We start from the raw sequence: 24,623 nt of genomic DNA, 5'->3' as shown, positions 1-24,623 counted from the left end.
TCCACCCGGTTCCCTGAGGTGTAACGTTCCGGGTCGGATCGGCTCCGAGCCGCTCCCGCCCCCACACGGAGGCACGCCGACACGATCGAGTGCGTCTCCCGAGCCCGTCCCCGGGCCCCGCCCCGCAAGCACTTCGACGAGGAGTTGACATGGTTCTCGCTGCAGGACAGAACGGGATCCAACTCGATCTGAGTTGGGTCGACTACGTGATGATCATCGTGTACTTCGCGGTGGTCATCGGCATCGGTTTCACGGCCCGTCGCCGGGTCCGGACGAGCATGGACTTCTTCCTGTCGGGCCGGTCGATGCCCGCCTGGATCACCGGTCTGGCGTTCGTCTCCGCGAACCTCGGTGCCACCGAGATCCTCGGCATGGCCGCGAACGGCGCGCAGATCGGCATGGCGACCCTGCACTACTACCTCATCGGCGCGGTGCCGGCGATGGTGTTCCTCGGCCTCGTGATGATGCCCTTCTACTACGGCTCGAAGGTGCGATCGGTGCCGGAGTTCATGCTCCGCCGGTTCGGCAAGGCCCCGCACCTCGTCAACGCCCTGGCGTTCGCGGTGTCGAACGTCCTCATCGCGGGCATCAACCTCTACGCGATGGCGATCGTCATCGAGGCGATGCTCGGCTGGCCCGAGTGGCTCGCGATCATCGTCAGCGCGGGCTTCGTGCTCGTGTACATCACCCTCGGCGGGCTCTCGAGCGCGATCTACAACGAGGTCATGCAGTTCTTCGTGATCATCGCCGGGCTCATCCCGCTGACGATCGTGGGCCTGCACCGTGTCGGTGGCTGGTCCGGGCTCACCAAGGCGGTCGAGCACACCGACGGTGCGCGGCACCTGTCCACCTGGGCGGGCACGGCGATCGGGCACACGACGAACCCGATCGGGGCGAACTGGCTCGCCATCGTGCTCGGCCTCGGCTTCGTGCTGAGCTTCGGGTACTGGACCACGAACTTCACCGAGGTGCAGCGCGCGTTCTCGGCGAAGAACATGTCGGCCGCCCGTCGGACCCCGCTCATCGCGGCGTTCCCGAAGCTGTTCATCCCGTTCATCGTCGTCATCCCGGGTCTGATCGCCGCGGCGACGCTCGGGAACCAGCTCGCCGGTGCGCACCACTCCGGGCTGAGCTACAACGACGCGATCCCGAAGCTCATCCAGATGTACCTGCCGACGGGCGTGCTCGGCGTCGCGGTGACCGGGCTGCTCGCGAGCTTCATGGCCGGCATGGCGGCGAACGTGTCGAGCTTCAACACGGTCTTCACCTACGACATCTGGCAGCGCTACATCAAGCCGAACATGCCGGACGTGCACTACCTCAAGACCGGGCGCTGGGTGACGATCGTCGGTGTGCTCATCGGCATCGCGACGGCGTTCCTGGCCGCGCAGGCGCAGAACATCATGACGTACATGCAGACGCTGTTCTCGTTCTTCAACGCGCCGCTGTTCGCCGTGTTCATCCTCGGCCTGCTGTGGAAGCGCATGACGACCTCGGCGGCGCTGTGGTCGTACATCGCGGGCATCATCGCGCCGACCGTCACGTGGATCGCCTACCTCGTCAACCCGAAGCTCTTCGCGACGGGCACGGCCGAGACCCTCTACGGCGCGATCATCTCGTTCGTCACGGTGCTCGTGTTCGGGTTCCTCATCAGCATGTTCACGAAGCCGCGGGACGAGCGTGAGCTCGGTGGGCTGGTGTACGGCATCGGCAAGATCGACCTGCACGGCGACTCGGTCGCGACGGACACCGCCTGGTACCGGTCGCCGGCACTGCTCGGGACGGCTGCGCTCGTCCTGTGCGTGCTCCTGTACCTGCCGTTCCTGTAGACCGTCCTGATTCGACAAGGAGATCACCATGAGTGAGACCAACAAGCCGGGCACCGCTCCCGGCGGCGAGGGCGCTCCGATGACGGACGCCGAGAAGCGCGAGTACGTCACGTCCACCCGTCGGTTCGACCTGCGCCGCATCCTCGGGGGCCTGTTCGTCCTGTACGGGATCATCGTCACGCTGACGGGCATCGCGCACCACGCGACCGACGGTCAGAAGACCGGCGGCATCCAGATCAACCTGTGGACGGGCATCTCGATGCTCGTCCTCGGGCTGCTCTTCTTCCTGTGGGACCGGCTGGCGCCGGTGCCCGAGGAGGACATCGTCGGCAACCTCGAGCGCGAGGACGTCGAGAAGGCCGCGGGCGAGGGCCACGAGCTGGCCTGACGCGCGCACACGCCCGACGGGAGGGTCGTACCGGCACCGGTACGGCCCTCCCGTCCGTCGTGTCCCGGCCGGGAGGCGCGGCGCGGAACCGCCACGCGCCGCACCCGACCCGCTCCTCGCGTCCTCCGCTGCCGAGGGCCAGCCCCCGGCCGGCGCCGGGCACCTGTCGGTGGGGGCCGGGAGGATCGGCACATGACCGATCCGACGCCCGCCGACCCCGTGCCCGTGCCCGTGCCCGCCGATGCGCGGAGCGTCGTTCCCGACCTCGTCCGCGGCCAGGACGGCCTGGCACGCCCCCGGTGGGCGGCGACCGATCCGCTGCTGCGCGAGTACTACGACACCGAGTGGGGGATGCCCGTCCGGGACGAGCGCGGCCTCTACGAACGGTTGAGCCTCGAGGCGTTCCAGTCCGGCCTGAGCTGGCGCACGGTCCTGGCGAAGCGACCGGCGTTCCGACGTGCATTCGCGGATTTCGACCCGGACGTGGTGGCGTCCTTCGGCGAGGCCGATGTCGCCCGCTGCATGGCCGACGTGGGCATCGTCCGGAACCGCGCGAAGGTGCTCGCGACGATCACGAACGCGAACGCGACGATCGCCCTCCGCGACGAGGGCGGTCTGGCCGAGTTCGTGTGGTCCTTCCGGCCCGAGACGACACCCGCGCCCCGGAGCGTCGCCGAGGTCCCGACCACGAGCCCGGAGTCGGTCGCGCTCGCGAAGGCCCTGCGGAAGCGGGGCTTCGCGTTCGTCGGTCCCACGACGATGTTCGCGCTCATGGAGGCCGTCGGGATCGTCGACACCCACCTCGTGGGCAGCCACCGTCGCGGCAGCTCCGGTGTCTGGCCGGCCTGACCGTTCAGCGCCCTCGTCTCGGACGTCCGCGCGTCGGGCGGGCGGTCCGACCGCGGCCGCCGGCCGTGCCGGGGCGGCCGTTGGACTCGTTGCCGGAGCCGCGCCGCGCCTCCCGGCCGTCGGCACCGGGGCGACCGCGGGCCTCCCGGCCGTCGCTGCTGACGCGACCGCGGGTCTGCCGGCCGTCCGTGCCGTCCGCGTCACGCACGTCCGCGGCGTCCCGCCCGCGGGAGCTGTTCGCGGTGCGCCCTCGGACGATGCCGATGAACTCGTCCGTCACCGGGGAGGCGTCCGCGTCGCGCCAGACGAGCGCGACGCGCGTCCCCTCGACGTCGACGAGCGGACGGGCGACGAGGTCGCGGCGGCTCGCCGTACGGAACAGGGACTGAGGCAGCACAGCGAGGCCGACGCCCGCGGCGACGAGATCGAGCGTGCCGTCGAGGTCGTCCGGAACCGGGCCGCCGCCGAGCAGGGTCATCCCGACGAGGTCGCGCTCGGTGACGCTGTCGACCTCGGCGAACTCGGAGTCCTTCGGAGCGGCGACGACCGGCGTCTCCGTCCACAGCGGGATCGCGCGCAGACCCTCGGTCACGGGGAGCCGGGCGAAGCACATGTCGGCGTCGCCGTCGAGCGCCCGGTCGACCTCGTCGGCGCCGACCGCGCGGAGCACGAGTTCGACGTCCGGCATCCGCTCCCGCCACACCCGTGCCCACCGTGCGGGGGAGACGCCCGGGACGAACGCGACGGTGAGGGTTCCGGGCATGCGTCGAGCATAGGACCGGGGCGGGTCCCGTACCCTGGTGGGCATGGCGCAGGAACAGACGATGAAGCCGGAGACGGCCGCGAAGAAGCTCGGCATCCTGGTGTCCGCGGCGCCCGAGTCGTTCCGCTCGGCGCCGGTGTCGCGCTCCACGTTCGAGGCGCTGCAGGCCGAGCCGCCGGAGTGGCTCGCGGAGCTCCGGCGCGAGGGTCCGCACCCCCGGCCGGTCGTCGCCGCGAAGCTCGGCGTGTCGGTCTCGGGACTCGCGCGCGCCGGTGTCGACGACGCGCTGACGACGGCCGAGATCAAGGCGCTCCTGCAGGAGATGCCCGAGTGGCTCGTCCGCGAGCGTGCGACCCAGGCCGCGGTGCGTGCCGAGAACACCCGCGTCAAGGAGCAGCGAGCCGCACGGGCCGCGACGCGCTGACCCCGCACCCCCGACTGCCGAGCCGCTGAGGCCTCCTGGTGCACGACCCGATCGCGACCGCCATGCTCGTGGTGCCGCAGTTCGCGTCGGTCTGCTGCGTCGTCGGCGACCGGTACCGGCCTCGGCCGGCGGTGGTCGTACCGGCGTTGGTGATGCTCGTGGCCATGCTGCTCCCGGCGTTCGGCGTGGGGACCGGCTGGTCCCTCGTGGCCGGGGCGGCGTTGTTGCTCGTGGCGCCCCTCCCGGTCATCGGGTCGCGCGCTCGGGCGGCCGGCGCACCAGGACGGGCCGAGGACGGCCGGGAGGCCCGGCGCGCGGACCCGATGGACGTGCACCGGGCGCTCTCCGCGGTCGTCATGGCGGGGATGCTGCTGCTCGGTGCGATGAGTGGAGCGATGGGCGGTGCGATGAGCGGTGCCGGATCGAGCGGCGCGAGCGGCGTCACGACGAGCGGGGCCGGGCACGGCTCGACCGCGTCGGCGGTGCTGGGTGCCGCGTCGGCCGATCCGATGGCGCACACGCTCGTCCTCACGGCGGTGCTCGGTGCGGGGGTCGTGGGGTACTGCGCGTTCAGCGGGTGGCTGCTGCGGTACGAGTGGGGCCGGGAGGACCGCCGTGCGGTGCGGAGCGGCGAGGTCTTCGCGATGACGGTCGCGGTCGTCGGCATGACGCTCATGATGTGACGGGTGGTGCCGGCTGCCCCGTCGTGCGACGATCAGGGACACCATCGACGGATGATTCGACCAGGAGGCCCGCGCGTGTTCGATCGTTCGACTCCGGCCACCCGCGCCGACAGCTGGTCCGTCCGCCTCGACGAGGTCGACGAGCGCATCCTGTGGGTCCTGGCGTCCGACGCTCGGATCCCCAACAACCGGTTGGCGGCCGAGGTCGGCGTCGCTCCGTCCACCTGCCTGACCCGGGTCCGGGCCCTGGAGCAGGCGGGCATCATCCGCGGGTACCGCGCCGACGTCGACATCGCACGCCTCGGGTTCGCGATCGAGGCGATGGTCTCCGTGCGGGTCCACGCCGCGGCACGTCGAGAACTCCGGGAGTTCGCCAAACGACTGCTCGCGATCCCGGTCGTGCTCGACGTGTCGTTCCTCGCCGGCGACAAGGACTTCCTCGTGCACATCGCGTGCACCTCGACCGAGCAGCTGCGGGACTTCGTGGCCGACGAGCTGAGCGGCGACCCGTCCGTCGCGACGACGCAGACGAACATCGTGTTCGAGCGGCTCGTCGCCGAGCGACCCCGGCAGGCGCGCTCGTTCGGGGAACTCCGGCGCTGGCAGGCGTAGCGACGCGTCAGCGCGTCAGCGCGTCAGCGTCATCGGGACGTGCGGGATGCCGTCCTCGATGAACTCGTCACCGGTCTGCACGAAGCCGAACCGGGCGTACCAGTCGCGCAGGTGGGACTGGGCGTCGATGGCGATGCTGCCGCTGCGGCACGAGTCGATCGCGGCGCGGATGAGCTCCGACGCGAGCCCCGTGCCCCGCGCACCGCGGGCGGTGGCGACCCGGCCGATGCGCTCGGTGCCGTCCGGCTCGTGGAGCACCCGGAGCGTGGCGTCGACCGATCCGTTGCCGCTCCACCACTGCACGGTCCCGGGCTCGAGGTCGCGGCCGTCGATGTCCGGGTAGGCGCACTCCTGCTCGACGACGAACACGTCCTGCCGCAGCCGCAGGATCTCGTGGAGCGTGACGACGTCGAGGTTGCGGGTCGGGGCGCTGAAGATCGAGGCCACGGTGTCCTTCCTGCCGCCCGTCGTGGGGCGATGCGAACCGGCCGCTCCGGGTGGCGGCCGTCGTCCACTCTACGGGCGGGACCGGTGCGGTAATGTTCCGTCCACGTACAGCGCTCCGGGGTCGGTGCAATTCCGAACCGGTGGTGACAGTCCACGAGCTGCGGGCGGACCGATGTCCGACCGCGGTCGACCCGGTGGAACTCCGGGACCGACGGTGAGAGTCCGGACGGGAGGAAGCGCTGGGCGGTCCACCGTCGTGGGCCGTCCGTGGCGTCCTCCCGTGGAACCCTCCGGAGTCACACAGACAGGACACCAGTGTTCACGGGCATCATCGAGGAACTCGGCCACGTCGACCGCGTGGAGGACCGCGGGGACTCCATCGCGCTCACCGTCACCGGCCCCGTCGCGGTCGAGGGCGTCCGGCACGGCGACTCGATCGCGGTGAGCGGCGTCTGCCTGACCATCGTGGAACACGACGCGTCGTCGTTCACGGCGTTCGTCATGCGGCAGACGCTCGACATGAGCGTGCACGGCGGCCTGCGGGCCGGTGACCGCGTGAACCTGGAGCGGGCGGCGCGCGTCGGCGACCGACTCGGCGGTCACATCGTGCAGGGGCACGTCGACGGGACGGCCACCGTGCTCGCCACCGAGGACGGCGACGGCTGGCGACGGGTCCGCTTCGCCCTGACCCCGGGACTGGCGCCCCTCGTCGTCGACAAGGGGTCCGTCGCCCTCGACGGCGTCAGCCTGACCGTCAGCGCCGTGTCGGACGAGGCCGTCGCCCCGGACGCAGCGTGGTTCGAGGTCTCGCTCATCCCGGAGACCCTCGCCGCCACGACGCTCGGCGCCCTGCGCACCGGCGACCGTGTGAACGTCGAGACGGACGTGCTCGCCCGGCACGTCCGCCGCATGCTCCGCCTGGAGGCACGATGACCGCCACCGGCGCCGACGCACCGCCGGCGGGGCTCGCGTCGGTCGAGGAGGCCCTCCGGTCGCTCATCGCCGGCCGCCCGGTCATCGTGGCGGACGACGAGCAGCGTGAGAACGAGGGCGACGTCGTCCTCGCCGCGGAACTCGCGACACCGGAGTGGATCGCGTGGACGGTGCGGCACTCGTCCGGGTTCATCTGCGCGCCGGTGAGCGCCGCGATCGCCGACGCCCTCGACCTGCCGCCGATGGTCGAGCGGAGCGAGGACGTCCGCGGCACCGCCTACACGGTGACGGTCGACGCCGCCGCGGGGATCACGACCGGCATCTCGGCGTCCGACCGTGCACGGACCCTCCGCGTGCTCGCCGATCCGCGATCGCAGCGCGGGGACCTCCACCGACCGGGTCACGTCGTCCCGCTCCGGGCACGTCCCGGCGGCGTCCGCGAGCGCCCGGGGCACACCGAAGCGGCGATCGACCTCGTGACGGCGGCCGGCCTCCGCGCTGCCGCAGCGATCTGCGAGATCGTCGGCGACGACGGCGCGATGATGCGCCTGCCGGCGCTGCTGGAACTCGGGGCGCGCGAAGGCGTCCCGGTCATCACGATCGCCGAGCTCAGCGCGTGGCTGACGGCGCGGGACGGGGCCGGACGGTCCCGGAGAGGACAGGACGGATGAGCGGAGCAGGAGCGGCCGAGCGCGACGAGGTCGACGGAACGGGAGTCCACGTGGCGATCGTCGCCGGGCGCTGGCACGAGACGATCGCCGGGGGGCTCCTCCAGGGCGCCCTGCGTGAGGCCGAGCGGCTCGGGGCGAGCACCGAGGTGATCCACGTCCCCGGCAGTTTCGAGCTGCCGGTCGTGGCGAAGGCCGCGCTCGTGGCCGGGGCGGACGCGGCGGTCGCCCTCGGCGTCGTGATCCGTGGCGGCACACCGCACTTCGAGTACGTGTCGGATGCCGCGACGAGCGGCCTGGTCCGGGTCGCGCTCGACACGGGCAAGCCCGTCGGCTTCGGGGTGCTCACCCTCGACGACGAGCAGCAGGGGCTGGACCGTGCCGGGCTGCCCGGCTCGAAGGAGGACAAGGGTGCCGAGGCGCTGCACGCGGCGGTCTCGACGGCCGTGGCGCTGCGCGGTCTCCACCGTCGCGCCTGACCGACCCGCGACCGGCCGCTGTCGCCGGGACGGCGAACGGCCCCGCACGCGCTCGACACTGTCGCCAGGACGGCGAATCGCCCCGCACGCGCTCGACACTGTCGCCGGGACGGCGAACGGCCCCGCATCCGATGGGATGCGGGGCCGTTCCGTTCCGTCGAGGAACGCTAGCGCTTGGAGAAGGCGTGGATCGGCAGTCCGAACGACAGGCACATCAGGAGGATGCCGCCGAAGAAGATGAAGCCCTGCCCGCTGGAGACCTGGAACGCGACACCGAACAGGTAGATCGCGACGACCAACAGTGCGATCGAGAACAGGGCGAGGAAGACGCGGCCCACGAGGTACCTCCGGTGACGAGCGGTTGAACGACGCCCAGTCTAGTCCCCGGTGACGGCCGCGGTCGTTCAGGCGCCGGGGCGGGTGGCGACGAGTCGGTCGACGACGCCGAGGATGTCCTCCATCACGACACCCTCGGCACGGGAGCGCCCGCCCGCGACCGCGCCGAGCGCCGCGGCGTGGTACAGGCCGTCGCCCATGAGCTTGATCGCCTGCGCCGTGGGGACGTCGCCCAGGTGGTCGACGAGCGCCGCGAGCCAGGCACCCTCGACCTCGTCGAGGGTGCGACCGGCCTCCTCGTAGCCGGCCTGCTGCAGCCGTGACGCGGCGAGGAGTGCGAGGTCGAGCTCGCTGCCGACGAACTCGCAGTTGCGGACGAAGTACCGCGCCGGGCCGTCCGTCGCCGCCCGCATCCGCTCGACGTCGGCGACCCCGAGGTCCGAGAGCCGCTCGCACAGGCCCGCGACGAGCGCCGCCTTGGACCCGAAGTGGTAGAGCAGTCCGCCCTTCGACACCCCAGCGCGGGCCGCGACGGCATCGAGCGTGGCGACGCGCTCGCCGTCGTCGCACACGATGCCGACGAAGCTGTCGAGGATGCGGTCCCGCGCGCTGGTCATCTCCTCAGTCTAGGGAGCGCGGTGCGGGAGCCAGCGTTTGCAGCATGTACCGTCCGGTCGGTACAGTAGATCGGTCAACCTCGCCGCGACGCATGCCGTCGCCTGCGCAGCACCACCGCCGTCCCGGAAGCACCACCGATGTCCCTGCTCCTCGCCCCCGTCCGCCGTCCGTCCGCGTCGACACGCACCCGACGGTTCGCCGCCCTCGCGGTCCTCATGCTCCCCGTGCTCCTCATCGCGGTCGACAACACCGTGCTGAGCTTCGCGCTCCCGGCGATCTCCGCCGACCTCCACCCCGCCGCCACCACGCTGCTCTGGGTGGTCGACGCGTACCCCCTCGTCCTGGCTGGGCTCCTCGTCGTCATGGGCAGCCTCGGCGATCGGTGGGGGCGCCGCCGCCTGCTCTTCGTCGGCGCGACGGGCTTCGCCGCGTTCTCGGTCGCCGCCGCGTTCGCGACCGATGCCTGGATGCTCGTCGCCGCCCGGGTCGCGATGGGCGTCTTCGGCGCGATGCTCATGCCGTCGACGCTGTCGCTCATCCGGAACGTGTTCGAGGACCGTGCAGAGCGACGCCTCGCGCTGGCGGTGTGGTCCTGCACGTTCTCCGCAGGCGGCGCGCTCGGGCCCCTGGTCGGTGGCGTCCTCCTCGCGCACTTCGCCTGGGGGAGCGTGTTCCTCCTCGCCGTGCCGATCCTCGTCCTGCTGCTCCTCACCGCGCCGTTCCTCGTGCCCGAGTCCCGTGATCCCGCTCCGGGTCCCGTGGACTTCGTGAGCATGGCGTTGTCGCTCGCGGCGCTCGCCCCGACGGCGTGGGCGATCAAGTCGCTGGCCGATCCGGACACCCGGGGTGCCGCGCTCGCCGCACTCGCGGTCGGGGTCGTCTGCGGCGTCGCCTTCGTCCGGCGCCAGCTCACCGCGCGTGTGCCGATGCTCGACGTCCGGCTGTTCCGCAGCGTGCCGTTCACGGGCAGCATCGTCACGAACATGACGGCGATGTTCTCGCTCACGGGGTTCCTGTACTTCATCTCGCAGCACCTGCAGCTCGTCGCCGGGCTCGACCCGTTCACCGCCGGACTCGTCCTGCTGCCGGGCACGGTGTTGTCGGTCGTCGCCGGGCTCGTGGTCGTCCCGGTCGTCGCCCGGATCGCTCCGCGATGGGTGGTCGCGGTGTCGCTGCTGTCCTCGGCCGCCGCGTACGCCCTGGTCGCCGCGCTCGGACACGGTGCGGACATCCGGGCGCTCGCCGTGGCGTACGTGCTCCTGGGCGTCGGGATCGGCGCGTCCGAGACCGTGACGAACGACCTCATCGTGTCGACGGTGCCCGCCGCGAAGTCGGGTGCGGCGTCGGCGCTGTCGGAGACGGCTTACGAGATCGGCGCCGTGCTCGGCACGGCCGTGCTCGGGACCGTGCTCGCCGCCGCGTACCGCGCGCACGTCGTCGTGCCGGCGGGGCTGTCATCGACCGAGCACGTCGCCGCCGCCCAGACGCTCGGCGGGGCGGTCGCCGCCGCGCGGTCCCTCGGCGGCCACGCGGGCGCTGAGCTGCTCGCATCGGCGCGCGCCGCGTTCGACTCGGGCGTCACGACGACCGCCGGCGTCGCCGCGGTGCTCATGGTCGCAGCTGCGGTCGGCGCGTGGTTCACGCTCCGGCGCGTCCGCTGACCCTCGCGCCCGCCGCGCCGGTCGGGCCAGCCGCGCCGGTCGCGCCCGCCGCGCCGGTGGACGCCTCGGCCGCCCGTGCCACGCCCGACCGCACGCGAATGCTGTGGATCTTGACCTCAACGGCGCTCGAAGTCCTACGTTGGGACGTGGCCCTGACGGGTCGCGCCCGAAGAGGAAGAGAACGAGCCCCGACTGATGCCCCAGGTCGACGCCCCCCAGTTCGTGCCCGGCACCCCGGGTGACCTGACCGACGCCTACAAGGCGGCGTTCCGCGGACACCCTGCGGGGGTCGCGGTCATCACGGCGGACACACCGGACGGTCCGACCGGGCTCACGGCCTCGTCGGTGGCGTCGGTGGCGGTCGACCCGCCCGTCCTCGTGTTCTCGCTGTCGACGAACTCCGGGTCGGCGGGTGCGGTGCTCGGTGCGCCGCTGTTCGTGGTCCACCTGATGCACGCGGGCGGCGTGGAGCTCGCCCGGCGCTTCGCCTCCACGGGGAGTCCGTCCGTCGACGAGCCGGGCATCTGGGAGCGCCTGCCTTCCGGCGACTGGTACCTGCCCGCGGCGGCATCGGTCCTGCGGTGCCGTCCGCTCTCGACGACGCCGATCGGCAGCTCGACGGTGGTCGTCGCCGAGGTGCTCGACATCGTGCTCGGCCTCGAGCAGGGTGAGCCGCTCGTCTACCACAACCGGGAGTTCCACTCCCTCACCGATCGTTCCCGGCTGGTCCATCCGGCCGCGGGACCCGCACGTCCAACCCAACACGAAAGGACATCCGATGGCTGAGTACACCCTTCCGGAACTGCCGTACGACTACGCCGCGCTCGAGCCGCACATCAGCGGCAAGATCATGCAGCTCCACCACGACAAGCACCACGCGACCTACGTGGCGGGGGCGAACACCGCCCTGCAGCAGCTCGGTGAGGCCCGTGAGTCGGGCAACCTCGCGAACGTCAACAAGCTCGAGAAGGACCTGGCGTTCAACCTCGGTGGCCACGTGAACCACTCGATCTTCTGGACGAACCTCGGCCCGGACACGAAGGTGCCCGAGGGTGAGCTCGCCGCGGCGATCGACGAGTTCTTCGGCTCGTTCGACCAGTTCAAGGCCCAGTTCTCCGCGGTCGCCACGGGCATCCAGGGCTCGGGCTGGTCGGTGCTCGCCTGGGACATCGTGGGGCAGCAGCTCACGACGTTCCAGCTGTTCGACCAGCAGGGCAACATCCCGTTCGGGCTCGTCCCGATCTTCATGCTCGACATGTGGGAGCACGCGTTCTACCTCGACTACCTCAACGTCAAGGCGGACTACGTCAAGGCCGTGTGGAACATCGTCGACTGGGAGAACGTCGCCGCGCGCTTCGCCAACGCCAAGGCGCAGTCGTTCGTCACGCTCTGACCTGACCGTCGCGGTCCGGCACGACGCCGCGATCGCGATCAGGTTCGACACGGAGGCCGCCCCGTTCGGGGCGGCCTTCGTCGTGCTCGGCGTCCGGCCCCGTGGTGTCGATCGGCCCCACCGCCGCATCGGCACGTCCGGCGGCGAGGGCCAACGTGCGTGCGATCCGGTGCAGCGCCTGGTCCGCCGCCTGCTGGTCGCCGTCGAGCACCCCGCCCCACTGCACGCCCCGCGCGTACAGGACGGCCTCGCGCCCCCGTCGCTCGGGATCAGTGACGTCGTGATGCCGGCACCACGCGACGACGGACGCGACCTGGCGGTCGTGCCGCGGGCGGTGCCGACATCCGCCGCGGAGCGGCTCGGTCGCGCCGAGCTCGAACGTCAACCGCGCGGCCAAGTACCGATCGGGATCGCCGAGGTTGCCGAACTGCTCCCGGAACCAGCTGCGGAGGTCCGTCGGCGTCGCGGCGGAATCGAGCTCCACGTGGTCGCACGTCCGCTCGAGGTGCTCCACCACGGCGTCCACCAAGGCGTCCCGGGATCCGAAGTGGTACACGAGCGGGTACGCGCTGGTGCCGAGGGCCCGACCCACGCCGCGCAGCGTGACGGCCTCGATCGGTGTGGCCCGCAGATGCGCGGCGACGCGTTCGACGATCGCGGGCTTGATGCTGGGATCGGGTCTGCGTCGCACGGCGGTCCTGTCCTCCGGTGTCGTCGAGGTCGACTGGCATGTGGAATGCTACCGGAGGTGGTCGTGCGCCCGTGCACGTTCCACAGGCGTCCGCAGCCGGTCAGACCGCAGGTGCGTCCTCCACCCGGACCGTGAGCGTCTGCACGAGTCCGGCCGCGATCGGAGCGAGACGGATCTCGACCCGCAGCAGACCGGTGCTCCCCGGGTGCCACCACACCAGGTGCGTGGGTGACCGCGTCTCCTCGCGCACGGGGCGGGCCGCGAGGTCCGCGCCGGACGCGGACAGGGCCTCCCGGACGGCTGCACGGCGGCGTTCGTAGGGCACGTCCATCGCGACGTTCGGTGTGCACACCGCGTCGGCGAGGTCGTCGGGGAACCCGTCGGCCAGGAGGCGCGTCACGGCCGCCTGCGCGCGTCGCGTCACGTCGAGCACCGGGTCCGCAGGGGGTGCGGGTCGTGCGGACAGCAGGAGGTCGTGCGCCTCCGTCGCGGCCATCGGCACCCGAGCCCCGGTCGCGTTCTCGAACGCGACCACGCCGACGCCGTCGGCCGTGCTCCATCGCATGTGTGCGGAGAAGCCCGGGTAGCCGCCCGAGTGCGACACGATCGTCCCGACGACCGGGTCCTGTTCGACGAACAGCCCGAAGCCGTACCCGGCAGGGCGATCCCGCAGACCCGGGAGGCCCGTCCCGCCCGGGATCGTCCGTGACGCCTGCTGCATGGCACGACGGTCGGCTGCCGACAGTGGCGCCGACCCGGACCACGGCGCCGCCCCGGTCGTCCCGACGCCGATGCCGTCGAACGCGGCGGCCAGGAACCGCGCCCACGCCGCGAGGTCCGTGACCGTCGAGAACAGACCGCCGATGCTCGAGAACGCACCCGGGCCGGAGAACGGCAGCCGTTCCCAGCCGTCCGGGCCAGATCGGTACCCGGACGCGAGCGCGGCCCCGTCGGGCGCGGTGAACGCCGTCCGGGTGAGCCCGAGCGGGTCGAGCAGCTCCTCGGTCGCGAAGCGCTGGTACGGCCGACCGCTCACCCGCGCCACGACACGGCCGAGCAGTGCGTAACCGAGGTTCGAGTAGGCGAAGCCCGTTCCCGGCACCCGGTCGAAGAGCAGGCCGCCGCGGAGCACGCCGTCGAACGCGTCGTCGGACAGGGACTCCTGCCGGTCGGCCCAGGGGTCGTCGGTCGGGAACCCGGCGGACATCGTCAGCAGCATCCGCAGCGTCGGGACGGGGGCGTCCGGGCGGGGCAGTGCGACCGACGCGAACGCGGGCACGAACGCGGTCACCGGGTCGTCGAGGTCGAGCAGGCCCCGTTCGGCGAGGAGCAGCAGGGCCGCGGCGGTGACGCTCTTCGTGCACGAGGCGATCCGGTACGCCGTGTCATGGTCGGGCGCTCGTCCGTCACCGCGGTCCCCGTGGCCGCCACTGGCGACGAGGCCCTGGCGGTCGAACACGCCCCACGCGCTACTCGGCGCGACACCGCGCTCCACACGCTGCCGGAACAGGTCGTCGATGCGGCTCAGGACGTCCGCGGGGAGTCGGTCCGCGGGTCGTGGAGCCCTGGCGGAGGCGGCGCCGCCGGGAGCGGCGTCCGACGAGGATGCGCTGGTCACACGGCCCGCATCTGCTGGTAGGCGTCGAGGGCTCGGGCGCGGCTCGACTTGAGGTCGACCATCGGTTCCGGCCGGACCTCGTCCGCCGGGATCCACTGCCGGATGTAGCTCCGGTGGGGATCGAACTTGTCCGCCTGGAGCTGCGGGTTGAAGACGCGGAAGAAGGGGGCGGCGTCGAACCCGGAACCGGCCACCCACTGCCAGTTGCCGGCGTTGTTCGCGGAGTCGGCGTCGACGAGGGTGTCCCAGAACCACTGCTCGCCGACGCGCCAGTCCACGAGCAGGTTCTTGACGAGGAAACTCCCGACGACCAGGCGAACGCGGTTGTGCATCGCGCCGGTGTGCCAGAGCTCCCGCATGCCGGCGTCCACGAGGTCGATGCCGGTGCGGCCGTACCGCCAGCGGTCGAGCTCGTCGGACGACGCAGAGCGCCACGGGAAGGCGTCGAACTCGGGGCGGACGTTCACGGTCGCCATGTCCGGCTCGTGGTACAGCTCGTGCCAGTTGAACTCGCGCCAGGCCAGCTGTCGGAGGAACGACGGCGCCTGCCGACGCTGCGCGGGCGTGAGCTCGCCGTGCAGACGGTGCCAGAGCTGGTACGGGCTGATCTCGCCCCAGCGGATGTGCGGGCTCAGTCCGCTCGCGGCGTCGGCCGACGGCTGGTCACGCTGGTCGTAGTCCTCGAGACCGTGCTCGAGGAAGTGGCGGAACCGGGCCGCGGCTCCGGCCTCGCCGGGGGTCCAGGTCGCACGCAGGCCGCCTGCCCAGTCCGGTCGGGTCGGCAGCAGACCCCAGTCGTCGAGGGCGTCGCTCGCCACAGACGGCCCGGCCGGCACCGTCACGGGCCGCGGGAGCGGTTCGCGGGGTGTCGGCATCGCCTGCGCCGCGCGCCAGAACGGCGAGAACACCCGGTAGGGCTGGCCCTGGCCGGTGGCGAGCGTCCACGGCTCCCAGAGCAGCGCCGCCGCCGCGCTGTGCACGACGTGACCGCGGTCGGTGAGCGACTGCTTGATCCCCGTGTCGATCGCGCGTTCCGCGGCGCCGTACCGACGGTTCCAGAGGACCGTGTCCGCCGCGGTGTCGCGCACGAGCTCGTCGATCACGGTGGCCGCGGCACCCCGGCGCAGGACGAGGCGGTTCCCGCGGGCCCGGAGGTCGGCGTCGAGCGCGGCGAGCGACCCGTGCAGCCACCAGCGCGCGGCGCCACCGAACGGACGGAGGCCCTCCGACTGGTCGTCGAGGACGTACGCCACGGTGACCGGGCCGCCGGCCGTGACGGCGGCGTGCAGGGCGGGGTTGTCGTGGAGGCGCAGGTCGTCCCGCAGCCAGACGAGCGCGCCGCTCACACGCTCGGCACGGTGTCGGAGGCCAGATCGGAGGCCGACGGGTCCGGGTTCGCGCGGAGCGCCGGGTGCGCCGTGGTGCCGTCGGTGGCGGCAGCGGCGGCCGTGCGCAGCTTCGTGCACAGGTGTTCGAGCTCGCCCAGCTCGTCGTCGTCGAGTCCGGCGCCGACCTGCTCGGCGATGGTGGCGGCGTGTTGCTTCGCCACGGTGCGGTAGAGGTCGAAGCCGTGTGTCGTCAACGCGACGATCACGCCGCGGGCGTCCGTCGGATCGGGGAGTTTCTCGACGACGCCGCGGGCCGCCAGCCGTTCGACGAGGCGGCTGATGCTCGGCTGGGTCAGCAGGAGCTGGCCGGTCAGGTCCCGCATCCGGAGGCGCCGTCCGGGCTGCTTGGACAGGTTGTAGCAGACGTCGTACTCGTTGAACGAGATGTCGGACGACGGGAACGCGGTGTTGAGGTTGCGCATCACGGTGACCTGCGCGCGGAACAGGGCCTCCCACGCGGCGACGGCCTTCGATGTGTCACTCACTGCGGCTCCTTCCGACCTCCGCCAACTGTATCGACGGGGTCGGACGCCCGACCGGCTCGGACACGACGAAGGGCGGCCACCAGAGGCGTGGTGGCCGCCCTCCTCCCTTGCACCCAAGAGTGTCCTGCAATCACATTCCGCAACCGCTGCCACAGCAAACAGCGACTGCTCCGTCAGAATATAACGAGGTGGTAACGAGCGGTAGGTACCGGATCGTTGTTTCACTGCGAGTTCACCCAGAGGGCCCGATGCCGACGCCGGGAGCCCCCGCGGCCGTCAGAAGAGGTCGGGGGACGGCGTGGAGGCGTACCGGACGGCGACGTCCGCGTGCCGGTCGAACCGGTAGCCGACACCCCGGACCGTCCGCACGATCTCCTCGAAGGCACCGAGCTTCGAGCGGAGGCGTCGGACGTGCACGTCGATGGTCCGCTCGTTCGGCGTCTCGTCCTCGCCGTCCGCCCAGAGTCCCTCGATGATCGCCTGGCGGTCGACCGTCCGGCCCTCGCGGAGCACCAGGAACTGGAGGAGCTCGAATTCCTTGTACGTCAGCGGTGCGGTCTCGCCGTCGAGCACGACCCGCTTGCGCGAGATGTCGATCACGACGCCGGTCTCCTCGGGCTCCGCGGGCGAGGTCTGCTTCCGCGCCGCGACCGCGGATCGGTCCTGCAGCGCGAGGCGCACGACCTCGACGTCGCGGCCCCCGGAGCCCTCGGCCGCCACGGCGACCGCCGCGTAGGTCTCGGCGGCGGGGGCGAGTTGGGCCGTCAGGGCCTTGAGCTGCTCGACGATGGCCGCGAGCGAGGTGCCAGCCGCAGCGGCCTTCGCCTCGTCGATCCCGACGTAGAGGGCGAATCCGCGTGCCTCCGTGCCCTCGGGCAGAGCGCGGCTCCGGGCGGGAGCGACGACGGGACTCGTCGGGACGTCCTCGGCAGCGGGCGCAGGCCGTGCGGCACGGGCGGGCAGGGCGGTGCCGGCAGCGGGGGTGCGCACGGGCGCAGCAGTGCGGGCGTGCTGGGCCGCGGGGAGAGCCGGCCCGGCATGGGTCGGCGAGGCAGCGCCGGCGAGCGCGGTGTCGGCGGGGGCGGTGGTGTGTCGCGGGCGATCGATGGTGAGTGACATGGGAGTCCTCCTGGCTGTGGCGCTCGGAGCGCCGGTGCGTCGAATGCGTCCTCGGTCGCGGCGTCCGCGCTGCCCGGACCCCGGCGAGGGGGTTCGAGGGCGGGACGGACCGAGGGGAGCGGGTGCCTCCGCGTCGACGATCACGATGGTCGTCGGCGCCGGATCCCGGGGACCGCACACAGGACGGGGTCGCCGTCGGGGTGGGTCCGGCTGGAACGGGTGCCGGTCAGGCACACATTCGACAACACATGACCGCCATGCCCGGCATCATCATGCCGGCAGTCCCCTGGACCTCGATGAGGACGCGGGTGGACGAGGAAACAGTCATGGGGCGAGTATCGGCGGTATACCAGGGGGCTGTCAACTGTCCCGGCGGACGTGCGTCGGCGCGACGCCAGCGCCGACCGAGCCTGCGAGGGCGGTGGAAGGGGCTACTCGGCGAGTCCGTACAACCGGTCGCCCGCGTCGCCGAGTCCGGGCACGATGTACCCGCGGTCGTCGAGTCGCTCGTCGAGGGCACCGAGGACGATCGTGACGTCCTTGCCCGCGGTGGCCTCCTCGACCGCGGCGAGCCCTTCGGGCGCGGCGAGGATGCAGACGGCGGTGACGTCCACGGCGCCCCGGTCGAACAGGAACTCGATCGCGGCCGTCAGGGAGCCACCGGTCGCGAGCATCGGGTCGAGGACGAAGCACTGCCGGTTCGACAGGTCCTCGGGCAGGCGCTCGGCGTACGTCTGGGGCTCGAGGGTCTCCTCGTTGCGCGCCATGCCGAGGAACCCGACCTCGGCCGTCGGCACGAGCTTGACCATGCCCTCGAGCATCCCGAGGCCCGCTCGGAGGATCGGCACGACGAGCGGACGCGGCTTGGCGATGGCGACGCCGACGGTGTTCGCGACGGGGGTCTCGATCGCGGTCGCGGTCACTCGCACGTTGCGCGTCGCCTCGTACGCGAGGAGCGTCACGAGTTCCTCGGTCAGAGCGCGGAACGTCGGTGCGGGCGTCGTGCGGTCGCGGAGCACCGACAACTTGTGCGTGATGAGCGGGTGGTCGGCGACGTGGACTCGCATACGCTCAAGGGTACCGGCCACGGAGGCGCCACCGCGGCGGACGAGGAGGGCGAGTGGAGCACCGGCAGCACGGACCCGGGCCGGTCGGCCCCGGACCCTCGGGCATCGGCGGCGGAGCGGACCGGGGCGAGCACCCGGCGGCCCGGCCGTGGGTGGCCGCGATGGAACGGGCGCTCGACGAGGCCCGCGCGTGTCTCGCGACGGGGGACGTCCCGGTCGGCGCGGTCGTGCTCGACGCGACCGGTGCGGTGGTCGCCACGGGGCGCAACGAACGGGAGGCCCGACAGGATCCGACCGCGCACGCCGAGGTGCTCGCACTCCGCGCCGCCGCGGCACGCACGGGGGACTGGCACCTCGAGCAGCACACCCTCGTCGTCACGCTCGAGCCGTGCCCGATGTGCGCCGGCGCCGTGCTCGCCGCTCGGGTACCCCGGATCGTGTTCGGCGCGTGGGATCCGAAGGCGGGTGCGTCGGGCAGCGTCTACGACATCGCGCGCGATCGACGGCTCCCACACCGGGCCGAGGTCGTCGGCGGCGTGCTCGAACAGCCCTGTGCCGCGATGCTCGACACGTTCTTCGCCGCGAGACGCTGAGGCCGCTCGGCGACCGGACGCGCCTCAGTGCCAGAACACGGCGATGAGCACGTTGACGATCGCCAGCGCTCCGGTCGTGTGGAAGAACGGCAGCGCCGCCTTCGGTCCGGCCGTCCCCGCGTCGGCCCGGCGCTGCCGCGACCGCGCCACGAACGCCGTCGTGAGGGCGATCAGCGCGATGACGAGCTTGACCCCGAGCTTGACGTGGTTCGCCCCGCCGTGGGTGGTCGCGTCGATGATGCCCATGAGTGCCAGACCCGTCACGAGCTGCGTCACGAGGCCGATGACGAGCCACTGGGTCTCGATGTGCTCCTTGCGCCGGACCTGCGCGAGGAAGGCGCCGATCACGGCGGCGAGACCGAGGAAGTGGAGAGCCAGGAACACGTTCTGCAACACGGACATGCTCCGATCGTGGCGGAGGCCCGGCCGGCTCCGCCACGAAGGCGTGCCTTCCCTGCGGACGCTCGCTCGGCCTCCCGACCGGGGGAGGACGCGTCAGTCGGCCGCGCGGATGATGATCGCCTCGGTCGGCGGCCGCGGGGCGTCGTGCCGGACGTCGGGCTCGATGTAGATGACCCGGGCGACGGGCACGACGGACCGGACCCGGGCCTCCAGGGCGTCGATGCCCGCCGCGACGTCCCCCAGGCGACGGTCCCCGTCCACCGCGACCTTCGCCGCAACCATGAGCTCGTCCGGGCCGAGGTACAGGGTCTTCATGTGGATGATCGAGTCGACCTCCGGGCCGTCGAGGATCGCCCGCTTGATCGCCTGCAGGTCCGCGGGCGTCGCCCCCTCGCCGAGCAGCAGGCTCTTCGTCTCGACACCGAGCACGACCGCGACGGCGACGAGCAGGAGGGCGATGAGGATCGTGCCGATCGCGTCGAAGACGCCGTTGCCGGTGAGCGCCGTCAGACCGACGCCGAGGAACGCGAACACGAGCCCGGTGAGCGCCGCCGTGTCCTCGAGCATGACGATCGGGAGTTCGGGTGCCTTGGCCCGACGGATGTACTGCACCAGGGACTGGTCCCCGCGGTCGGACCGGGCCTCCCGCAACGCCGTCCGGAGCGAGAAGCCCTCGAGCAGGATGGAGATCGCGAGCACCGCCAGCGGGAGCCACCAGGTCTCCAGGGGGTGCGGGTGCTCGAGCTTCTCGATGCCCTCGTACAGCGAGAACACGCCGCCGATCGAGAACAGGATGATCGACACGACGAAGGCGTACACGTACCGTTCGCGGCCGTAGCCGAACGGGTGTTCCTCGTCCGCCGCCCGCTTCGACCGTCGGCCGCCGATGATGAGCAGGACCTGGTTGACCGAGTCGGCGAGGGAGTGGACGCCCTCGGCGAGCATCGACGCCGATCCGCTGATCGCGGCCGCGATGAACTTGACCACGGCGATGCCGACGTTCGCGCCGAGGGCCGCGACGATCGCCCTGTTGCCTCCGGATGCGCTCATGGTGCCCAGCCCTGCTCTCGTTCCTGTGCGGTCGGTCAGATCCTAGGATGGCCGGATGGTCCTCGATCTGCCACGTACCGCGATGCTCGGCGTCGGATCCATGTCGGGAGCGGTCCTGGACGGCCTGCTCGCCGCAGGCGTCCCCGCGGATCGCTTCGCCGTCACCAACCGGTCGGAGCCGTCCGCCGAGGCGCTCCGCGTCCGGGGCCTCGACGCCGTCGCCGTGGAGACCGACCCGGAGGCGAACCGGCGCGCGGTGCGCGGGGCGGGGCTCGTCGTCGTCGGGGTCAAGCCGTTCCTCGTCGCCGACCTGCTGCGCGAGGTGCGGGCCGACCTCGAGCCGGACGCGGTGGTGGTGAGTGTCGCCGTCGGGGTGACGAGTGTGACGATGGAGTCCCTGGTGCCGGAGGGCGTGCGGGTCGTCCGGGCGCTGCCGAACACCCCCGTGCGCGTCGGCCGCGGTGTCACCGGGGTCAGCGGGGGCAGTCGCGCCGACGCGGCGGCGGTCGCGCTCGCTTCGTCCCTCTTCGCGGTCTCGGGCGATGTGCTCGAGGTCCCCGAAGCCCAGCTCGACGCCCTCAGCGCGGTGTCCGGGTCCGGGCCCGCCTACGTGTTCCTGCTCGTCGAACAGTGGCGGCGTGCGGCCGAGTCGCTCGGGTTCGACCGCGAGCAGGCGCGGGTCATGGTCGAGGGCACGCTCCGCGGCGCGGTCGAGCTCCTCGCCACGTCGGACGACGGCCCCGAGGCCCTCCGGCGCGCGGTGACGAGTCCGAAGGGCACGACCGAGCGGGCGATCGCGGTCCTCGAGGACGCGGACCTCGAGGGGACCCTCCGCCGTGCCGCCGATGCCGCCATCGCCCGAGCCGCGGAGCTCGCCGCGCTCTGACGCACGCGCCCTCGGGCACCCCGAGGGCGTCCGGATGGCCCTCGCCGCGCGCGCCCCGTTACCCTGAGCGCATGCCCGACATCTTCGGCGTGATCGCGGACCCCACGCGGCGCCGACTGCTCGCAACCCTGCTCGAGGAGTACGGCGCGGCCGGGTCCGTCGGCGAACTCAGCGTGGGTGCGCTCGTCACGCGCCTCGGGATCAGCCAACCGACGGTGTCGAAACACCTCCGGGTGCTCCGCGACGCCGGCCTGGTGCGCACGCGCGACGAGGGCCAGCACCGCTACTACCGCCTCGACCCGGAGCCCCTCGTCGGCGTCGAGGAATGGCTCGCACCGTTCACCGGTGTCGTCGCTGCCGAGGAGGTCCCGGCGACCACGGCGTGGACCCCCGACGGCCGCCCCGTGTCGGTGCGCCGCGGCGCCGCGGGACGGTCTCGGGTGGACGTCGGCACCGAACTCGGACGGGTGATGGCCGAGGCGTCCTTCCGCGCCACGACGGCGATCTCGGGGGCGCAGACGGGCTGGGAGCGCGTGGTCGACCCGGTGCGGCGTCGGCTCCAGCGGCGTGCCGGCGAGGACGACGACTGACCCCCGTTCCCGGGGCAGCGGGCGGGCTGGACACCGCGCCACGGCCGCCCCTATGGTTGCCAGAGACCACGCAGGTCACACCATGGTCCGGAGGCGCCGGGCCCCTTCTGAAGGCAGAGCATGGCCGGCAACTTCGACGACGTGCGGTTCCTCACGGTCGCTGAGGTCGCCGAGATGATGCGCGTCTCGAAGATGACGGTCTACCGCATGGTGCACGCGGGGGAGCTCCCCGCCATCCGCTTCGGCCGGTCGTTCCGGGTCCCGGAGTCCGCCGTCGCGGAGATGCTCCGCGGTGGTGTCGCCGACGTCGGTTGAGCGCGCCACGCCCACGCCGTTCGACAACGCCGGTCGGCTCCGGTAATGTCGCACGAGGTATTTTTCCGCGGTCTCCGACCCGGTGTCCACATCAGCCGTAGGAGGGCCGTATGGGTTCTGTCATCAAGAAGCGCCGCAAGCGCATGGCGAAGAAGAAGCACCGCAAGCTGCTGCGCAAGACGCGACACCAGCGTCGCAACAAGAAGTAGGTCCTACCGGACCTGCTCACCACGAGAGCCCCGACCGATCACCGGCCGGGGCTTCGTCGTCTCCGCACTACGCTGGACGGGTGCCCACCGTGACGCTCCTGACCAAGCCCGGATGCCACCTGTGCGACGACGCCCGTCCGATCGTCCGCTCCGTGCTCGACGCCCACCCCGACGTCGTGTTCGAGGAGCGGGACATCCTCCAGGACGACGCCCTGCGCGAGGAGTACGCGGAGGACATCCCCGTGGTCATCGTCGACGGCCGGGTCCACAGCACCTGGCGCGTCGACGCCGAGCGGTTCGAGCGTGCGCTCGCCGCGGCCGAGGCCCGCGCGTGATCCACCACGTCGTCGCCTGGCGCTTGCGCGACGACGTCGTCCGTCACGAGGCGATCGCCCACATCCGCGCCGTGCTCGAAGCCCTCGACGGCGTCGTGCCGTCGATCCGCTCCATCCGCGTGGTCGACAACGTGGCGTACCCCGGCAGCAACGCGGACGTCGCGGTGGTCGCCACGTTCGACGACCTCGCCGGGCTCGAGGCCTACCAGGTCCACCCCGAGCACCAGGCCGCCGCCGACACCGTCCGCGGAATGGTCACGGGGCGGACCGCCATCGACTGGGAGGCCTGAGCCGCGCCTCCCGGCCGTCGCTGCCGCACACGCAGGAGGCGCTGCCCCGGTGGGGGGCAGCGCCTCCTGTCGTGCGGTCGGGAACCGCTACGGGAGCAGGCGGGTGGGACCGCGGAACAGGTACGTGACCTCGCGGATCGACGACTGGCCGAGCAGGAGCATGAGCACCCGGGCCAGGCCCATGCCGAAGCCACCGTGCGGGGGGACGCCGTAGCGGAAGAAGTCGAGGTACCACTCGAGCTCGGCGGGGTCCAGGCCCTTCTCGACCGCCTGCTGCGTCAGGACGTCGACGCGGTGTTCACGCTGGGCGCCCGTGGAGATCTCGGTGCCGTTGTAGATGAGGTCGTAGCTCTTCGTGAGCGTCGGGTCGTCCTCGTGACGCATGTGGTAGTACGGCCGGATCGTGGCGTCGTAGTCGGTGACGAACACGAAGTCCGAGCCGAACTGCTCCTTGGCGTACGCCGAGATCCGGCGCTCGCCCTCGGGGTCGAGGTCGCCGTCGGCGCGGGGGATCTCGTAGCCGCCCTCCGCGACGATCCGGCGGGCCTCGGCGAGCGGGATGCGCGGGAACGGCGCGGTGGGGACCTGGAGCTCGAAGCCGAAGACCTCGTTGATCTCCTCGCCGTACTTCGCCTGCACGGCGGTGATGCCGGCGACGAGGAGCTCCTCGTGCATGGCCATGACGTCCTCGTGGGACTCGACCCAACTCATCTCGGCGTCGACGCTGGTGAACTCCGTCGCGTGCCGGGAGGTGAACGACGGGTCGGCCCGGAACGCGTCCGCGATCTCGAACACCGCGCCGAATCCGGCCGGCTGCGCCATCTGCTTGAAGTTCTGCGGGCTCTGCGCCAGGTACGCCGTCGTGTCGAAGTACGGCAGCTCGAACAGCTCGGCGCGGGACTCGGACGCGGACGCCATGAGCTTCGGCGTGTGGATCTCGATGAAGTCGCGCTCGATCCAGTAGGTCCGGAACGCGTGCTCGAGGGTCGTCTGGATCCGGAACACGAGGTTCTGTTTGCGGTTCCGGAGGTCGAGGAACCGCCAGTCGAGGCGCTTGTCGAGCGAGGAGTCATCGGCGATCGGCGTCTCGGGGAGCGCGGCGGTCACGACGTCGAGGCGGTCGATCTTGACCTCGATGCCACCGAGCTTGACGCGCTCGTCGTGCTTGAGCGTGCCCTGGGCCACCAGGAAGGTCCCGTGCGCGAGCCCGGAGATCGTCTCGGTCGTGGTCAGCGCCGCACGTGCGCTGTCGTCGGCGTCGTCGTCGACGGCGCGGACGGCGGGGTTGACGAGCTGGACGGCGCCCGTCTCGTCGCGCAGTACGACGAACTGCACCTTCTTCTGGTCACGGACGGTCTCGACCCATCCGCCAACGGTCACGGGACCGTCGGGGAGTGCGGCGAGGTCGGCGATGCGGGTGCGTTCGATCACGGGGGTCGAGTCTAGCGGGCGGCCCCCGTCCCGCGTCGGACGCCGTGGTGAGCGCTCACGCCCGCCCGTAA

General features: G+C 72.0%; 32 protein-coding genes and 1 riboswitch. Of the genes, 19 read left to right on the top strand and 13 right to left on the bottom strand.

All coding sequences use genetic code 11. From position 1 onward, the window contains the following. Positions 1–149 precede the first annotated feature (149 nt). The 3 genes from DEI93_RS11405 (at position 150) to DEI93_RS11395 (ending at position 3,066) form a co-directional block, all read left to right on the top strand. Positions 150–1,829 (top strand): sodium:solute symporter family protein, encoded by a 1,680-nt coding sequence (locus DEI93_RS11405; protein ID WP_111027053.1) that lies wholly within the window; start codon positions 150–152, stop codon positions 1,827–1,829. Positions 1,830–1,857: 28 nt separating this feature from the next. Beyond that, entirely contained in the window at positions 1,858–2,217 is a 360-nt protein-coding gene (locus DEI93_RS11400) for a hypothetical protein (protein WP_220035630.1), read from the top strand. 192 nt (positions 2,218–2,409) lie between these two features. Next, the gene (locus DEI93_RS11395) at positions 2,410–3,066 is read left to right on the top strand and encodes a DNA-3-methyladenine glycosylase I (protein WP_111119220.1); all 657 of its coding nucleotides are present in this window, start codon (positions 2,410–2,412) and stop codon (positions 3,064–3,066) included. Positions 3,067–3,070: 4 nt separating this feature from the next. On the opposite strand, the gene DEI93_RS11390 is transcribed toward DEI93_RS11395, so the two are convergent. Further along, positions 3,071–3,829 (bottom strand): LysR family transcriptional regulator substrate-binding protein, encoded by a 759-nt coding sequence (locus tag DEI93_RS11390; RefSeq protein WP_181435975.1) that lies wholly within the window; start codon positions 3,827–3,829, stop codon positions 3,071–3,073. Between the two features lie 43 nt (positions 3,830–3,872). Here DEI93_RS11390 and DEI93_RS11385 point away from each other — a divergent pair, with 43 nt between their 5' ends. The 3 genes from DEI93_RS11385 to DEI93_RS11375 all read left to right on the top strand — a co-directional run bounded on the left by DEI93_RS11385 (position 3,873) and on the right by DEI93_RS11375 (position 5,548). Continuing rightward, the gene (locus tag DEI93_RS11385; protein ID WP_111009393.1) at positions 3,873–4,253 is read left to right on the top strand and encodes a DUF5997 family protein; all 381 of its coding nucleotides are present in this window, start codon (positions 3,873–3,875) and stop codon (positions 4,251–4,253) included. 38 nt (positions 4,254–4,291) lie between these two features. Then, positions 4,292–4,936 carry a hypothetical protein gene (locus DEI93_RS11380; protein WP_111009394.1) on the top strand — a complete coding sequence of 215 codons (645 nt, stop codon included), beginning with the start codon at positions 4,292–4,294 and terminating at the stop codon, positions 4,934–4,936. Positions 4,937–5,011: 75 nt separating this feature from the next. Beyond that, positions 5,012–5,548, top strand: a complete 537-nt coding sequence (locus tag DEI93_RS11375) for an Lrp/AsnC family transcriptional regulator (protein ID WP_111119222.1) — start codon at positions 5,012–5,014, stop codon at positions 5,546–5,548. A 15-nt stretch (positions 5,549–5,563) separates the two neighbouring features. On the opposite strand, the gene DEI93_RS11370 is transcribed toward DEI93_RS11375, so the two are convergent. Next, a complete protein-coding gene (locus tag DEI93_RS11370) occupies positions 5,564–5,995 on the bottom strand; it encodes a GNAT family N-acetyltransferase (RefSeq protein ID WP_111027051.1) in 432 nt (143 codons plus the stop codon). Between the two features lie 106 nt (positions 5,996–6,101). Then, positions 6,102–6,239: riboswitch (FMN riboswitch) on the top strand. Between the two features lie 71 nt (positions 6,240–6,310). Between DEI93_RS11370 and DEI93_RS11365 the strand changes: the two genes are divergently transcribed. From DEI93_RS11365 to ribH, 3 genes are read left to right on the top strand one after another with little or no spacing between them, the layout of a single operon-like run. Next, on the top strand, positions 6,311–6,928 hold the full coding sequence (locus tag DEI93_RS11365; protein WP_111119223.1) for a riboflavin synthase: 618 nt from the start codon (positions 6,311–6,313) through the stop codon (positions 6,926–6,928). Beyond that, the gene (gene ribB / locus DEI93_RS11360) at positions 6,925–7,599 is read left to right on the top strand and encodes a 3,4-dihydroxy-2-butanone-4-phosphate synthase (RefSeq protein WP_111009398.1); all 675 of its coding nucleotides are present in this window, start codon (positions 6,925–6,927) and stop codon (positions 7,597–7,599) included. The genes DEI93_RS11365 and ribB overlap by 4 nt, the downstream gene beginning before the upstream one ends. Beyond that, positions 7,596–8,075: a 6,7-dimethyl-8-ribityllumazine synthase gene (gene ribH, locus DEI93_RS11355; RefSeq protein ID WP_111009399.1), complete on the top strand. Its 480-nt coding sequence runs from the start codon at positions 7,596–7,598 to the stop codon at positions 8,073–8,075. The genes ribB and ribH overlap by 4 nt, the downstream gene beginning before the upstream one ends. A gap of 167 nt (positions 8,076–8,242) precedes the next feature. On the opposite strand, the gene DEI93_RS11350 is transcribed toward ribH, so the two are convergent. Together DEI93_RS11350 and DEI93_RS11345 are read right to left on the bottom strand one after the other, a co-directional pair. Beyond that, on the bottom strand, positions 8,243–8,413 hold the full coding sequence (locus DEI93_RS11350) for a hypothetical protein (RefSeq protein WP_181434856.1): 171 nt from the start codon (positions 8,411–8,413) through the stop codon (positions 8,243–8,245). Between the two features lie 66 nt (positions 8,414–8,479). Continuing rightward, positions 8,480–9,028, bottom strand: coding sequence for a TetR/AcrR family transcriptional regulator (locus DEI93_RS11345; RefSeq protein WP_111009400.1), 549 nt, complete (start codon positions 9,026–9,028; stop codon positions 8,480–8,482). 138 nt (positions 9,029–9,166) lie between these two features. Between DEI93_RS11345 and DEI93_RS11340 the strand changes: the two genes are divergently transcribed. The 3 genes from DEI93_RS11340 to DEI93_RS11330 all read left to right on the top strand — a co-directional run bounded on the left by DEI93_RS11340 (position 9,167) and on the right by DEI93_RS11330 (position 12,083). Continuing rightward, positions 9,167–10,690, top strand: coding sequence for an MFS transporter (locus DEI93_RS11340; RefSeq protein WP_111119224.1), 1,524 nt, complete (start codon positions 9,167–9,169; stop codon positions 10,688–10,690). Positions 10,691–10,885: 195 nt separating this feature from the next. Continuing rightward, positions 10,886–11,476 (top strand): flavin reductase family protein, encoded by a 591-nt coding sequence (locus tag DEI93_RS11335; RefSeq protein ID WP_111119225.1) that lies wholly within the window; start codon positions 10,886–10,888, stop codon positions 11,474–11,476. Beyond that, complete coding sequence (locus tag DEI93_RS11330) at positions 11,469–12,083, top strand: superoxide dismutase (protein ID WP_111009403.1); 615 nt, start codon at positions 11,469–11,471, stop codon at positions 12,081–12,083. The genes DEI93_RS11335 and DEI93_RS11330 overlap by 8 nt, the downstream gene beginning before the upstream one ends. Here DEI93_RS11330 and DEI93_RS11325 read toward each other — a convergent pair. The 6 genes from DEI93_RS11325 to upp all read right to left on the bottom strand — a co-directional run bounded on the left by DEI93_RS11325 (position 12,073) and on the right by upp (position 18,451). Continuing rightward, positions 12,073–12,774: a TetR/AcrR family transcriptional regulator gene (locus DEI93_RS11325; protein ID WP_111119226.1), complete on the bottom strand. Its 702-nt coding sequence runs from the start codon at positions 12,772–12,774 to the stop codon at positions 12,073–12,075. The two genes, DEI93_RS11330 and DEI93_RS11325, sit on opposite strands and share 11 nt — an antisense overlap. A 100-nt stretch (positions 12,775–12,874) precedes the next feature. Further along, positions 12,875–14,392: a serine hydrolase domain-containing protein gene (locus DEI93_RS11320; RefSeq protein ID WP_181435976.1), complete on the bottom strand. Its 1,518-nt coding sequence runs from the start codon at positions 14,390–14,392 to the stop codon at positions 12,875–12,877. Then, on the bottom strand, positions 14,389–15,738 hold the full coding sequence (locus DEI93_RS11315) for a cryptochrome/photolyase family protein (RefSeq protein WP_111049317.1): 1,350 nt from the start codon (positions 15,736–15,738) through the stop codon (positions 14,389–14,391). The genes DEI93_RS11320 and DEI93_RS11315 overlap by 4 nt, the downstream gene beginning before the upstream one ends. After that, entirely contained in the window at positions 15,735–16,265 is a 531-nt protein-coding gene (locus DEI93_RS11310; protein WP_309146556.1) for a MarR family winged helix-turn-helix transcriptional regulator, read from the bottom strand. The genes DEI93_RS11315 and DEI93_RS11310 overlap by 4 nt, the downstream gene beginning before the upstream one ends. 276 nt (positions 16,266–16,541) lie before the next feature. Further along, positions 16,542–17,384: a winged helix-turn-helix domain-containing protein gene (locus DEI93_RS11305; protein WP_111027042.1), complete on the bottom strand. Its 843-nt coding sequence runs from the start codon at positions 17,382–17,384 to the stop codon at positions 16,542–16,544. Between the two features lie 431 nt (positions 17,385–17,815). Continuing rightward, the gene (gene upp / locus DEI93_RS11300; protein ID WP_111009408.1) at positions 17,816–18,451 is read right to left on the bottom strand and encodes a uracil phosphoribosyltransferase; all 636 of its coding nucleotides are present in this window, start codon (positions 18,449–18,451) and stop codon (positions 17,816–17,818) included. A 161-nt stretch (positions 18,452–18,612) separates the two neighbouring features. Here upp and DEI93_RS11295 point away from each other — a divergent pair, with 161 nt between their 5' ends. Next, positions 18,613–19,044, top strand: coding sequence for a nucleoside deaminase (locus DEI93_RS11295; RefSeq protein ID WP_111009606.1), 432 nt, complete (start codon positions 18,613–18,615; stop codon positions 19,042–19,044). A gap of 24 nt (positions 19,045–19,068) precedes the next feature. On the opposite strand, the gene DEI93_RS11290 is transcribed toward DEI93_RS11295, so the two are convergent. Further along, positions 19,069–19,446 (bottom strand): hypothetical protein, encoded by a 378-nt coding sequence (locus DEI93_RS11290; RefSeq protein WP_111119228.1) that lies wholly within the window; start codon positions 19,444–19,446, stop codon positions 19,069–19,071. A 93-nt stretch (positions 19,447–19,539) separates the two neighbouring features. Beyond that, the gene (locus DEI93_RS11285) at positions 19,540–20,496 is read right to left on the bottom strand and encodes a cation diffusion facilitator family transporter (RefSeq protein ID WP_111009410.1); all 957 of its coding nucleotides are present in this window, start codon (positions 20,494–20,496) and stop codon (positions 19,540–19,542) included. 55 nt (positions 20,497–20,551) lie between these two features. On the opposite strand from DEI93_RS11285, the gene proC reads away from it, so the two are divergent. From proC to DEI93_RS11255, 6 genes are all read left to right on the top strand, one after another. After that, positions 20,552–21,382, top strand: a complete 831-nt coding sequence (proC, locus tag DEI93_RS11280) for a pyrroline-5-carboxylate reductase (protein ID WP_111009411.1) — start codon at positions 20,552–20,554, stop codon at positions 21,380–21,382. 71 nt (positions 21,383–21,453) lie between these two features. Continuing rightward, positions 21,454–21,972: an ArsR/SmtB family transcription factor gene (locus DEI93_RS16475; RefSeq protein ID WP_111009412.1), complete on the top strand. Its 519-nt coding sequence runs from the start codon at positions 21,454–21,456 to the stop codon at positions 21,970–21,972. A gap of 120 nt (positions 21,973–22,092) precedes the next feature. Beyond that, the gene (locus tag DEI93_RS11270) at positions 22,093–22,287 is read left to right on the top strand and encodes a helix-turn-helix domain-containing protein (RefSeq protein WP_111009413.1); all 195 of its coding nucleotides are present in this window, start codon (positions 22,093–22,095) and stop codon (positions 22,285–22,287) included. Positions 22,288–22,397: 110 nt separating this feature from the next. Continuing rightward, positions 22,398–22,496, top strand: a complete 99-nt coding sequence (locus DEI93_RS11265; RefSeq protein WP_003792170.1) for a 30S ribosomal protein bS22 — start codon at positions 22,398–22,400, stop codon at positions 22,494–22,496. An 80-nt stretch (positions 22,497–22,576) separates the two neighbouring features. Next, complete coding sequence (locus tag DEI93_RS11260) at positions 22,577–22,831, top strand: glutaredoxin family protein (protein ID WP_111009414.1); 255 nt, start codon at positions 22,577–22,579, stop codon at positions 22,829–22,831. After that, positions 22,828–23,121 carry a Dabb family protein gene (locus DEI93_RS11255; protein WP_181435326.1) on the top strand — a complete coding sequence of 98 codons (294 nt, stop codon included), beginning with the start codon at positions 22,828–22,830 and terminating at the stop codon, positions 23,119–23,121. The genes DEI93_RS11260 and DEI93_RS11255 overlap by 4 nt, the downstream gene beginning before the upstream one ends. Before the next feature lie 87 nt (positions 23,122–23,208). Here DEI93_RS11255 and aspS read toward each other — a convergent pair whose 3' ends face one another. Further along, positions 23,209–24,552 (bottom strand): aspartate--tRNA(Asn) ligase, encoded by a 1,344-nt coding sequence (gene aspS / locus DEI93_RS11250; RefSeq protein WP_111119229.1) that lies wholly within the window; start codon positions 24,550–24,552, stop codon positions 23,209–23,211. Positions 24,553–24,623 lie beyond the last annotated feature (71 nt).

Source organism: Curtobacterium sp. MCBD17_035 (assembly GCF_003234815.2).
In the GTDB taxonomy this organism is placed as follows: Bacteria; Actinomycetota; Actinomycetes; order Actinomycetales; family Microbacteriaceae; genus Curtobacterium.
The sequence above is the reverse complement of the archived record's forward strand: the minus strand, read 5'-3'. Positions and strand labels throughout refer to the sequence as shown.